The sequence below is a fragment of the Aeromicrobium sp. JP4 genome (assembly GCF_054957925.1).
In genome coordinates this window covers 3211144-3223634 of sequence record NZ_CM143290.1, presented here as the reverse complement: position 1 = coordinate 3223634, position 12491 = coordinate 3211144, and the positions used below count along the sequence as shown (strand labels likewise).

Below are 12491 nucleotides of genomic sequence, written 5' to 3'. Positions count from 1 at the left end.
TACACCACTCAATGGGACTTGACCTGCGCCCGTTCCGCCGGATCTGGACGCGTGGTGAGCAGTAAGTTGAGTTCCAGCATCAGCTCGTCGATGTCGCGGCGAAGTACATCGAGCTTCCGGCGGCCTGCATCTCGATTACCGGTTCCCCGCACTTCTCCCACCAGTCCCGCGTAAAGGAGTTGGGCAACGGAAAAGCGAGGTGGGTTGACCGCTTCTACAGTGCCGAAATGGGACACACCGGCCGGAAGTAGGCCGTACCCGGGAGCTGCACCATGCCCCTCAAGGTGGAGGAAACGGGGCTCGAGCGGGACCCTGGTGTGCGTGCCCTGATGAGTTGGCCTTTGCGCTCTCGCCAAGAGTCGCCAGGTGTCTCACAATGAGACGCACTGGAATCCCCTCGACGGCGCACAGTGGAGGCGTCAAGAGACGCTCGTCACATAATGGAGGCATGGCCTTGTCGATGGGGATACTCGCCGCGGATGACCCGGGCGCAGATGTGCGGCCGATTATCGCGCGGTCGTGGTTGAGGTCCACCGCATGCGGTGTGGTTCAAGCCTCAGAGCTGCGGCTTCCCTACGACGAGGACATCGATGACGACAGCCGGCTCATCAGGACGGCTCAGCCGGTGCTGGAGCGTCTCATGGCCACGATGTCCGACACCCGGTACAGCCTGCTGCTCGCCGATCCGGAGGGGCGGCTCATCCACCGCTGGGTGGGAACGAAGTCGCTGTACGGGCCGCTGGACAATGCGAGCATCGCTCCGGGATTCGGGTTCGCCGAGGAGCATGCGGGCACCAACGGGGTCGGGACCGCGCTGGAAGAAGCGAGGGTTGTCACGGTCAACGGCACCGAGCATTTCACCGAAGGCCTGCATCCCTTCGCCTGCGTCGGTGTGCCGATCCACAATCCCATCCGGGGAAACATTGAGGGGGTCTTGGACTTCAGTTGCTTGTCCAAGGAGTTCAATGTGCTGATGACGCCGCTGCTGGTGGAGGTCGGCAAGCACATCGAGACCAGATTCGGCCAGCAGGCCTCGGCATCCGAGGCGGCCTTGCTGGAGTGCTTCGTACGGACGTCTCGCCATCATCGCGGACCTGTGGTCGGTATGCGGCCGAACGTTTTCCTCTCCAACACGGTCGCTGCGGAGCAGATCAGCGCTACCGACAAGGCGGTCCTGTGGGACGTGGCCAGCACGTACGCACGGCGTGGCCGTCGCGACGGTGTCGTCGAGCTGTCCACTGGGCGGTATTCGTTCCAGATCGCCGTGGACGCCGATGGCACGGAGCCGGGCGGCGGAGTGGTGCTCAGCCTTCGTCCGGAGACCGTGGTCCAACCGCCCAGATCTCTTTCGGGGTCTCCTCGGCCGCTCGTTCGGCGTCCGGCCAGTCGCCCTTCTGCCCTCCATGGGGAGCCACATCGCGCCGGACGGGAGACGTCGGTCAAGGCCTCGCAGCCCAAGTCGGGGCGCAGCCCGCAGTGGAGGAAGTTGCTCGACCGAATGGAGGCTCTGGCCCGGGTCTCCGAACCCGTCGCGTTCACCGGCGACGACGGATCAGGCAAGCTCTGGGCGGCAAAACGGCTCGCGGCCATGCGTGGCGGCGGTGTGCGGATTTTTGATGCCGAGCTCGAGCGAGGAGCGTGGCAAAGCACGCTGATCGACCGTTGCCGAGGCGCCCTCGCCGCAGGTGAGTCGGTCATCATCCGCCGGATCGACAGACTTACCGTTCCAGTCCGGACGGAGCTGGGTGACCTGGTCCGTCATTCCGAGGAGCAAATGACGTTGACGGTCACCTGTACCGAGGATCCCAGGGACACGGTGGTTCGCGCACTTGCTGGGTTCGCCCATCAACTCTGGATTCCCCCGTTGGCGCAGCGACTGGACGACGTCGTCGACATCGTCCCTCAACTCTTGGCGGAACTGGAACCCGACCGGGTGACGACCTGTGCGCTGCCTGCGCAGCAGGTGCTGATGCGCTACTCCTGGCCAGGCAACGTGACCGAGCTGCGCGATGTCCTCGCCGCGGCGCTGGTCGAGGCGAAAGGCGATCAGATCGAGGTCGCGGACTTGCCGGCGTGGCTGATGAAGCGCGCGCACCGTCGGCAGCTGACCCCCTTCGAGCAATCTGAGCGGGATCTCATCATCGATGCGCTGGCCAGTGTCGGAAACAACCGGGCTGAGGCGGCCCGGGTGCTCGGCATCGGCCGCGCCACGCTGTATCGCAAGCTCCGGGCACTCGGTATCCCGCACGGCCCGGAGTTGACTTGACGGTCTAGAGCCATTCGCGGCCACGTCGGTGCCGACCGGAGCCGTGGCTACATCGCCCGGCCAACAGCCGTTGGCCGCCCCAACAGGACAGTGACTGGCGTGGCTCGGCCGGGCTGCACTCCTTGAGCCAGCCGCGATGTCGCGCCTGGCAACGGCGTTACCCGGCGATGAAAGGCCAGAGCCCTCCCGGGCCCGCGGCCGCGGCCGCTGCGGCGAGCCGTCGATCCCAGTAGCCGACGGACCCGAACTCGCCGCGCCAGGCGAGCGCGGCGCGGGTGAATCGGTGGAGGTCGTGCTCGAGCGCGGTACCAATGGCGCCGTGGACCTGGTGGGCATTGCGGACCACCGTGGTCGTGGCGTGACCAGTGCATGATCTGGCGACCGCGACTCGGAAACCGAGATCATCGCTGGACCACCCGTTCTGCACGGCGGCCACGAGCGCCGACTCGGTCGCGGCGCGTGCCAGTGCGCTTTCGGCCGCCATGTCGGCGATCAGATTCTGCACCGCCTGGAACCGTGCCAACGGACGGCCGAACTGGGTGCGGGTGGTCGCGTGCTCGCAGGAGAGCATCATCGCGCGGTCCAGCGCGGCGGACACCTGGATGGCGCGAGCAAGAGCACCCTTCAAGCGATACTGCTTCACCAGGGTGTCGTCGATCGGCGTGCCCCTCAATGACCCGGTGTCGACCGTTACGCGATCACGCGGCTCGCCCACCAGGTTGGCGCCGGGGATGATCTCGTCGAATGCGGATACGTCGACATCGGCGACCAGCCAGGAGTCGGCGGAGCGCCACAGGGTCACGATGCTCGCGGCGGTGCTCGCCCACGGAACCGCGCGCGCGACACCTGACGAGTCGAGCTGTGCGACGGTGCGCAGCCGGTCGTCGACCGGGAGCGAGGCCGCCTCGAGCAGTGCACCGGCGAGCAGGTCGTGCTCGGCGAGCGGGATCCGGACTCCGGCTCCTGCCGCCGCGGACAGCAGCTCGGCCGCCTCGAGCCAGCCAGCCGCACTGCCACCGGATTCGGCCGAACCGGTGAGCCGGGAGAGTCCGAGCTCACTCAGGCTCTGCCAGAATGCCGGGTTTGGTGTGCCGGCGGAATCCTCGCCGGTTGCCGCATGCGCCGCGAAAACAGCGTGCATCATGGTCGACAGGTCGCTGTCGACGCCTGGAATGGTCGTCATCGCAATCCCAATCCCCGCGCGATCACACCGCGCAGCACCTCGTTGGTGCCCCCGCGGAGGGTGAAGCCGGGACGCTGATCCAGTCCGGCGTTCACCAACTCCCGCCATCCGGCCTCATAGGCAGTCTCGTCGCCGCTCAGCAGCGAGGCGGCTTCGGCGATGTCGCCCTCCGTGCTGGTGCCGAGCACCTTGACCACGGCAGCCGCGACGTCCGCCGGCTCGCGACGCTCGAGCGCCCCGGCCACCGCCGCCGACATCTGATGGAGCCCGGCGATGCGTCCGACCAGCCGTCCAAGGTCGGGAACGTCGTCCATCGTAGTGAGCTGCGTCAGCAGCGGGAACGTCGACAAGAACCGCTCGGGGCCGCTGCGCTCGAAGGCCAGCTCGGATGTCACCTGCTCCCAGCCCTGGCCGATGGTTCCGAAGACCTGGGTGTCCGGGACGAGGACGTCGGTGAGAAAGACCTCGTTGAAGTGGTGGGACCCGCTCATCGAGATGATCGGCCGGACGTGCACGCCGGGTGAGTCCAGGTGGATGAGGAACTGGCTGAGGCCGGCATGGCGATTCGCGGGATCGACGGGCGAGGTGCGTACCAGGGCGATGAAGGCGTGGGCGTGGTGTGCACCGGAGGTCCAGACCTTCGACCCGTTGATTAGCCAGCCGGCGTCCGTCCTCGTCGCGGTGGAGCGGACACTCGCCAGATCCGAGCCGGCGTCGGGCTCACTCATGCCGATGCCGAAGAAGATCTCGCCGCGCGTGATGCCGGGCAGGTACCTCTGCTTCTGCTGCGTGGTGCCGTACTTGAGCAGTGAGGGCACGATCTGGCGGTCAGCGATCCAGTGCGCCGCCACCGGAGCTCCACCGGCGAGCAGTTCCTCGGTGACCACGAAGCGCTCGACGAACGAGCGGTCGTGGCCGCCGTACTCTGCCGGCACGGTCATGCCGATCCAACCCTGCGCGGCGAGTGCCCGTGTGAAGTCCTCATCCCACGCTGAGAGCCAGCAGTCGATGCTGGGCCGGTAGTTGCCGGCCGAGCGCTGCTCGGCCAGGAACCGCCGGACCTCGCGACGCAGGTCCGCGGTGCCCACGGCATCTCCGGTGGTGGCCGGGACGAGCCGGGTCAATCCGCTCACTTGCTACGCCACCTGTCCAGTCGTTGCTCGTGCTCGGGGTCCAGGTGCGCGAGTGGTTGCATCGCGGCGGCCATGCCGAGCACCGATTCCAGTGCGCCTGTGCGGGACTCCTGGAGCAGCCGTTTGGCCATGCGCAGCGACTCGCTCGGGTTCGCGGCGATGCGCTCGGCGATACCGGTTGCAGCGGGGAGCAACTCATCGTGAGGGGTCAGGGTGCTGACCAGGTTCCATTCCTTCGCGGTGGCGGCGTCGATCCGTTCGCCGGTGAGGGTCATCAGCGCAGCGCGCTCGTAGCCGATGGCGCGCGGCAGGAACCAGGTGCCGCCGTCGCCGGGGATCAGCCCGATCGAGACGAAGCTCTCGGCGAAGACGGCACGGTCGGAGGCGATCCGGATGTCGCACATCATCGCCAGATCGCAGCCGGCGCCGATGGCGGGGCCGTTGACTGCGGCGATGATGGCGACCTCGAGCCGTTCGAGCGCCCGGGGGATGCGCTGGATCGAGTTGACGTAGGCCCGTCGCTGATGGCGTGGGTCGAGTCCAAACATGCCCTGCCGGTCGGCCATCTCCTTGACGTTGCCGCCGGAGGAGAAGATCTTGCCCGCGCCGGTGAGGACGATGGCACGGGCGTTCAGGTCCCGATTGGCTTCATCGACGGCCCGCTCGAATGCTTCGATGAAGTCCGTACCAGTGATGGCGTTGCCGATGTCTTGGTTGTCGATGGTCCACGTCTGTACGTGCCCGGAGGTGGTGATGTTCAGGGTGGGTTTCATGTTCGGCTGCCCTCTTGAAGTGTCCGGATCGGCTGGAACGAGCCAGCGGCCCGATGTTGTTGGAACATCGCGGGTCCCGGTTCGGGATCGATCTTCTCGGTCATGTTGCGAACCTCGGCCATGGCGGGATCGAATGCCCGGGCACGTTGTCACTCATGGTGGTCTCGGTCCGTCTCGGTGTCTGTTGGGCAGTGATCAGGAAGGGAGTTGAAGCGACTTGATCTGCAGGTACTCCTCATAGCCATAGGAGCCGAGCTCGCGGCCGAAACCGGAGTTCTTGTAGCCCCCGAACGGCGCTCGCGGGTTGTACGCGCCGCCGTTGATGTCCAGCTGTCCGGTGCGGACACGTCGCGCCACCGCGATCGCCCGGTTCTGGTCTCCGGACCAGACCGCGCCCGAGAGCCCGTACGGAGTGCAGTTCGCGATCCGAACGGCGTCGTCGTCGTCCTCGAACGGAAGGACCACCAGGACGGGTCCGAACACCTCCTCCTGCGCGATCTCGCTCCTCGGGTCAACGTCGGCGAGGATGGTGGGGGCCAGGAAGTAGCCGACCGGCAGCACCTGCTCCGAGCCGCCGGTGACCACGCGGGCGCCTGCGGTCCTTGCGCGGTCGATGAAGCCCCGGACGGTCTCGAACTGGGAGGCGGAGGCCGAGGGTCCGATCCGCGTCGAGGGGTCGGTGGGGTCGCCCACGGTGAACCTGGCGGCGGCTGTGGCGGCGAGGTCGATGGCCTCGTCGTAGCGGCTTTGAGGCACGAGCATCCGGGTCCAGGCCATGCAGGTCTGTCCACCGTTGAGGAAGGCGTTGCTGACCCCGACCTTCACCGCGGTCGCCAGGTCGGCGTCGTCCAGGATGATGTTGGCCGACTTGCCGCCGAGCTCGAGGGCGACCTTGCTGACCGCTTTGCCGGCGAGTTCGGCCACGCGAGCACCGGCACTGGTGGAGCCGGTGAAGGAGACGAAGTCGACCTCCGGATGCGAGGCGATCGCCTCACCGACCACACGGCCTGGGCCTGACACCAGATTGACAACGCCGGGTGGGAGATCGGCATCGGCGAGGGCGTCGAAGAAGGCGAACACCGACAACGGTGCCTCGTTGCTCGGCTTGAGCACGATGGTGCAGCCGGCCGCGATCGCGGGGACGAGTTTGGCCACCACCTGGTACAACGGATAGTTCCACGGGGTGATCGCGCCCACCACGCCGTAGGGTTCGCGCAGGATCAGCGAGTTGCCGATCCGTTCTTCTGCGACCGGCTGGTCGAGGACGTCGAGGATGCCGAGGGCCACAGACAGCGGCACCTTCGTCTGAACACCATCGGCGATCCGGGTCGGGGCACCCATCTCCTCGGTGATCAGCGCGGCGATCGTGGGCAGGGCACGCGTGGTGGCCTCGATGACGCTCGAGACACGGCGCCGGCGTTCGGTCAGGTCGACATCGGGATCGAAAGCCCGGCGAGCGGCGGCCACGGCGGCGTCAACATCGGCGGCGGTGCCATGGGGGACGTGGCCGATCACTTGCTCGGTGGCCGGATTCACCACCTCGATGGCCCCACTTGCCGCGGTCGGATCGACCCAATGGCCGTCGATGTAGAGCTGGTTGCGTTCGTGCATAATCTGTTCGCCTCTGTCCTTGGATGGGTTCACATCACGATGCTGGCGCGGACGTCGCGTTTGCTCTCCGCGGCGGCGAAGGCAGCGTTGATCTGGTCGAGGGGGTAGGTGGCCGCCCCGAGCCGGGAGAGCGGGATCTTGTGCTGCCATTCCTCGAGGAAGGCCAGGGCGCGTGAGAGCACGTCGGGCTCGTAGAGCGACACCCCGATCATCGTCTTGTTGCCGAAGACGAAACGCGATGGGTCGAAGTCGAACGTCCGACCTATGTTGATGTTGCCGATCTCCACGTAGCGGCCGTGCATGGCGAGCATCTTCAGCCCCTCGTCGATGGCAGCAGGGACGCCGACCACTTCGACGACGACGTCCGCGCCCCGACCGGAGGTCCAGCTCCTCACGCACTTGGCCCGGTCCTTGGCCTCGGTGACGTCGGTGAGATCGATGACGTGGTCAGCGCCGAAGGAGGCGGCGAGTTCCAGTCGCTCGGCGACACCGTCGATCGCGATCACGGTACGCGCCCCGCGCGCCTTGGCGACCGCGACCGCGTACAGACCGAGTGCTCCGGCGCCCTGCACCACCACGGTCTCGCCGAAGGTCTGGTTTGCGCGTTCCAGACCGTACATGACCTGGGACAACGCGCAGTTTGCACCGGACGCCAGCTCGTCGGGGACTGAGTCGGGGACCTGGTAGAGCGTGGCGCCGGCTGGCAGCAGGAAGTAGTCGCCGTAGCCGCCGACGAAGTGGGGGGGCTGTTCGGCGTTGCCCAGCATGGCCATCGAGAGGTGTTCGCAAGCGGTGCGCTGGCCGCGTAGGCAGTAGTGGCACCGGTGGCAGGAGAAGAAGTAGGGGAAGACCACCCTCGTCCCCTCCTGCAGCGGGCGGCCGTCGGAGTCCGCGGAGACCCCGTCCCCGAGCGCGGCGATCTTGCCGACCATCTCGTGGCCGAGCACGGTGGGCAGCTGACCGCCGAGTCCCTTGGTGTTGAACGCGCCGTGCCAGGCGTGCAGGTCAGAGCCGCAGATGTTGGTGCGGATTACCTTGATGAGGATCTCCCCCGGGCGCACCTCATCGAGGGTGGCGTCGGTGAGGGTGAAGGGCTGGTTGGGTGCGTCGAACCGGGCGATGCGGCCGGTGAACATGGGGGTCCTCTCGGGATGGTCGGGATGGTCGGGAGTCTTGGTGGAGATGGCCGCACGGCCGAACCCTCTTGGGCTGCGTCGACCGGACAGCAGTCATATGAATGGGCGGCGGGTGGCTCAGTTGGCGCCGCGTCGCCCGACGCTCGCGGTGCGGACGTATCCGGCGGACTTGCCTTCCGCGAAGTCGGGCAGGGTGGTGGCGTTGGTGATCAGGTACAGCACGTCGTTGTCAGGTCCGCCGAAGGTGGCGGCGACAGCCCAGCCGTCGGGGACGAGGATCTGGTCGGTGATCTTCCCGCCCTCCTCGACCCGGTAGAAGCCGCTCTCCGGGCCTTCGGTCAACGCGTTGCCGTACCACACGCCGCCGTTGGAGTCGACGGTCATGCCGTCCGGGCTGTGGGTTTCGGGAAGTTCCGCCCAGGTCCGGTAGTTGATCAGGGTGCCGTCGGGCTGTCGATCGTAGGCGGAGATCTTGTGCGCGAAGGTCTCCGAGAGCAAGAAGGTCTTGCCGTCGGAGTGCAGTTCTGCGCCGTTGGGGAAGAGCACGTCGCCGGGCACGGTCGAGACTTCGCCGTTGGGGTTGACGTGGATCAGATTGGTGGGGCGCGGCTCTGCGCCGCCGGCCAGGTCGAAGCCGAAGTTGCCGATGTAGGCGTGCCCGTCCACGACCCGCATGTCGTTGGCGTCACCGCCGCAGAAGGCGGCCAGGTCGGCGTGGACGGTGGTCGTGCCGTCGGCCGCTCGGCGGAGCAGCTTGTGGTCGTGCTGAGACACGATCAGCATCGAACCGTCAGCGAGGAAGCCCAAGCCGGACGGCGACGTGGGCACGTCTGCGATCTTCTCCCAGCTGCCGTCCTTGGGGTCCATGACGATGACCCGGGTGTTGAAGAAGTCGCTGAGGTAGAGCCTCCCGTCGTGGTAGCGCGGTGACTCCAGGAATCCGTGGCCGCTGCTCAGCTCGTTGAACTTGTGGTCGGTGGACATGTCGTTCTCCTTGATTCCGAATGTCTGGTCGGTGCTCGGGGTGGGGCTGCGGTTCACAGGAACTCGCTGCGGAGCCGCTTCTTGTCGAACTTCCCGACGCTCGTCTTGGGCAGTTCGTCGATGACTTCGAACCGGTCTGGGACCCAGAACGATGGGAATCGCTCCTTCAGATGGGCCTTGAGTTCATCGTCGGAGACCTCCTCGGCCACGACGATGAACGCGACAGGTCGTTCGATCCACTTCGGGTCCGGCGCGCTGATCACCGAGGCCTCGACGATCTTCGGGTGGCCGATCAGCGCGTTCTCCAGTGCCACCGAGGAGATCCATTCGCCGCCGCTCTTGATGAGGTCCTTGGCGCGGTCGACGATGGTGAGATAGCCGTCGGGTGTCATCGTGGCGATGTCACCGGTGCGGAACCACCCGTCGGAGAAGCTTCCGGCCGAGCGGACGTCGTTGTAGTACTCCCGGATCACCCACGGCGCCCGAACGAGAACCTCGCCGGGCGTGTTCCCGTCCCAGGGGGCCTCCTTCTCTTCATCGTCGACGAGCTTCACCTCCACCATGGGCAGCGGTTGCCCTTGCTGGCTGAAGATCTCAAAGCGGGCGTCCTCATCCAGGTGCTGGTTTGCGGTGGTCAGGCCGCAGAAGGTGAGGACCGGTGAGGCCTCGGTCATCCCCCAGGCTTGCGTTACGTGAATGTCGTGGTGCTGCTTCCACCACTTCATCTCGTCGATCGGTGGCGCCTGACCGCCGAGCCACAACGTGTGCAACGACGAGATGTCGTACTGCCCAGGGGACTGCTCTAGAGCGCGGCGGATCAGCATGCCGACGGTCACCGCGCCGACCAAGACGGTCGGCTTCGCGTGGTCGATGATGGCGAGATAGTCAGTGTCCACGGGATGATCGCCGGGCAGCACGATGGTGGCCCCCTGCAGGACACAGGCGAACGGCATGCCCCATGAGTTCACATGCGAGAGCGGGGTGACGAGCATGTACCGCTCGGCCTCGCTCACACCGATCGTGCCGGTAGTGCAGAGCCCCAGTGCATGAAGCACAGTGCTGCGGTGGCTATACACCACACCCTTCGGATCGCCCGTGGTGCCGGAGGTGTAGCACATCGAGGCCGCAGTGTTCTCCTCGAGGTCGGGATACTCGTACTCGTCAGGAGCTGCGGCCATCAGGTCGGCGTAGGAGTGAACCGGCACCGGAAGGGTGCTCTCTGCTGGGACTGGACCATTGAGCTGAACGATGGCCCGGACGTCTGCCAGCCGGTCCCGGAGCCGCTCGAGCAGCGGAAACTGGTCCTTGCTCACGAGCAGGACGGTGTCCTCCGCATGCGCGATGATGTAGGCGATCTGCTCATCTGACAGTCGGGTGTTGATGGTGTGCAGAACGGCGCCCATACAGGGCACGGCGTAGTAGGACACCAGGTGCTCAGCGGTGTTCCAAGCCAGCGTCCCCACCCGGTCGCCGCGCCTGACGCCGAGGTCGGTCAGCACGTTCGACAACCTGCGGGCCCTGCGGCCGAACTCGGCGAGGGTGAACGTGTCGAAGCCGTTGTCGGTGCGGGCGATGACCTCCTTGTGCCCGTAGAGGTGTTCAGCGCGCCACAGGATCGTTTTGATCTGTAGCGGCGTATCCATCATCAGGCTCTGCACGGTGCGGCTCCTTGTGTGGATGGTCGGCAGTTCCGGTGGTCGGTCCGTGGCGAGGCCAAGATCCCTTGATGGGGCCCGGAGATGCGGGGTGAAGCCGCCGGTGACGGCGGCTTCACCCGCGCGCGGATCAGGCCTTGACGAACTCCGGGTATCCGTTGGCTGCGGAGGTGTTGACCTCGTCGAGGTAGGCGGGCAGGCCGGCCGGCCACATCAGCATCTGCACCTTCTTGCCGGGGATGTTCGCGGCCATATACCACGAGGCGGCCCGATCGAACAGCGCTACCTCGCAGACTGCGTCGATCTTCTGCTGCCATGTCTGCTCGGCCTCGCCCGTCGGCTCGATGCGGGTCACGTCGTTCCTGAGGAGGTGGTCGACGAATCCGACGATCCAGTCGCCCTGCGCCTCGGCCGCAGTCGGACCATTGCAGAAGCCGGACGGGCTCTGGGGGCCGTAGACGAACAGCAGATTGGGGAATCCCGCAGTGGCGGCTCCTAGTGCCGTGTGAGCACCGTCGGCCCACGAATCTGCGACCGACTCTCCCTGGCCATTACGGATGTCGACAGCGGTGATGCCGCCAGTGACGGCGTCGAAACCGGTGGCCAGGGCAATGATGTCGAACTCGTGCTCCACCCCGTCGGAGGTCACGATGCCCTTGGCGGTGACGTGGTCGATCGGGTTCTTGCGAAGGTTGACCAAGTCGACGTTGTCCTGGTTGTAGATCTCGTAGTAGCGCTGCTCCAGCGAGGGTCGCTTCACCCCGAACGGGTGCGGCGGATCAGTCGGGGCCAGGTCCTCCCACATTTCCTTGTTGTTGATGCGCTGGCGGGTCTTGTCCCGCCAGAAGTCGTAGAAGGCGCGGTTGCTGTCTTCGTTGAAGAAGATGTCGTTGAAGTTCCCCAGCCACGGCACGAAGCCGCCGATCTCCCACATCCGCTCGAACTCGGCGTCCCGCTCCTCGGTAGTCACGTCGGGCACGCCCTTGTCGAGGAAGTCGAAATCGAACCCGGCGAAGGTGGTGTTGCGCTTCGCCATCCGATCGGCGTAGGTCGCCTTCTCCTTGGCGTTCTCCTCCTCGGAGATCTGGCGCTGACACATCGGTAGGGCGATCATCGGGGTGCGCTGGAAGACCGTGACATGGGCGGCCACAGGCGCGGACTCCTGCGCCACCTGCACCCCGGAGGCACCGGTGCCGATCACGGCAATGCGCTTGCCGGTGAGGTCCACTCCTTCCTGCGGCCAGCGCGCGGTGTGGTGCGCGATGCCTGCGAAGGACTCCAGGCCGGGGATCTCGGGGACGTAAGGCTTCGAGCCGAAGCCCGTGCACATCAGCAGGTAGCGCGTGGAGATCTCGCGGATCTCGTCGGTCTCGGAACCCTCGGCGGTCACCATCCAGCGCCGCGAGTCCTCGTCGAAGCGGGCCTCGGTGATCCGGGTGTTGTAGCTGATGTCCTTCGACAAGTTCAACTTGTTGTCAACGTGCTGGAAGTAGGCGCGGACCTCTGACCAGTCGGGGTACAGCTCCGAGAAGTTCCAGTCACGCCACAGCTCCGGGTCCGAGAACTGGTACATAGGGCCCCAGGTGTCCACGCGGGCGCCGGGGTAGCAGTTCCAATACCAGACGCCGCCCAGTCCTGCGGCAGACTCCACGGCGTGCACGTTGTACCCCCGCTTGCGCAGCTCGTTGAGCTGGTACAGGCCGGCGAATCCAGCGCCTACGATCAAGACGTCACGTTCTTCGGTGCTCAC

9 protein-coding genes are annotated in these 12491 nt (G+C 66.2%); 1 reads left to right on the top strand and 8 read right to left on the bottom strand.

The genetic code is table 11. The annotated features are described in order from the left end of the window. Positions 1–448: 448 nt before the first annotated feature. The gene (locus ACY1JX_RS15895) at positions 449–2266 is read left to right on the top strand and encodes a sigma-54-dependent Fis family transcriptional regulator (protein ID WP_462564571.1); all 1818 of its coding nucleotides are present in this window, start codon (positions 449–451) and stop codon (positions 2264–2266) included. Positions 2267–2423: 157 nt separating this feature from the next. Here the strand turns inward: ACY1JX_RS15895 and ACY1JX_RS15890 are convergent, their stop codons facing one another. The 8 genes from ACY1JX_RS15890 to ACY1JX_RS15855 all read right to left on the bottom strand — a co-directional run bounded on the left by ACY1JX_RS15890 (position 2424) and on the right by ACY1JX_RS15855 (position 12491). Beyond that, entirely contained in the window at positions 2424–3449 is a 1026-nt protein-coding gene (locus tag ACY1JX_RS15890; RefSeq protein ID WP_462564570.1) for an acyl-CoA dehydrogenase family protein, read from the bottom strand. Beyond that, positions 3446–4582, bottom strand: coding sequence for an acyl-CoA dehydrogenase family protein (locus ACY1JX_RS15885; protein ID WP_462564569.1), 1137 nt, complete (start codon positions 4580–4582; stop codon positions 3446–3448). Before ACY1JX_RS15885 ends, ACY1JX_RS15890 begins: the two co-directional genes overlap by 4 nt. Next, a complete protein-coding gene (locus tag ACY1JX_RS15880) occupies positions 4579–5355 on the bottom strand; it encodes an enoyl-CoA hydratase-related protein (protein WP_462564568.1) in 777 nt (258 codons plus the stop codon). The genes ACY1JX_RS15885 and ACY1JX_RS15880 overlap by 4 nt, the downstream gene beginning before the upstream one ends. Before the next feature lie 195 nt (positions 5356–5550). Next, complete coding sequence (locus tag ACY1JX_RS15875; RefSeq protein ID WP_462564567.1) at positions 5551–6966, bottom strand: aldehyde dehydrogenase family protein; 1416 nt, start codon at positions 6964–6966, stop codon at positions 5551–5553. A gap of 29 nt (positions 6967–6995) precedes the next feature. Beyond that, entirely contained in the window at positions 6996–8102 is a 1107-nt protein-coding gene (locus ACY1JX_RS15870; RefSeq protein WP_462564566.1) for a zinc-binding dehydrogenase, read from the bottom strand. Between the two features lie 117 nt (positions 8103–8219). Continuing rightward, positions 8220–9086 carry an SMP-30/gluconolactonase/LRE family protein gene (locus tag ACY1JX_RS15865; RefSeq protein ID WP_462564565.1) on the bottom strand — a complete coding sequence of 289 codons (867 nt, stop codon included), beginning with the start codon at positions 9084–9086 and terminating at the stop codon, positions 8220–8222. Positions 9087–9139: 53 nt separating this feature from the next. Beyond that, positions 9140–10744, bottom strand: coding sequence for a long-chain fatty acid--CoA ligase (locus ACY1JX_RS15860; RefSeq protein ID WP_462564564.1), 1605 nt, complete (start codon positions 10742–10744; stop codon positions 9140–9142). A 127-nt stretch (positions 10745–10871) separates the two neighbouring features. Then, positions 10872–12491: a flavin-containing monooxygenase gene (locus ACY1JX_RS15855; RefSeq protein WP_462564563.1), complete on the bottom strand. Its 1620-nt coding sequence runs from the start codon at positions 12489–12491 to the stop codon at positions 10872–10874.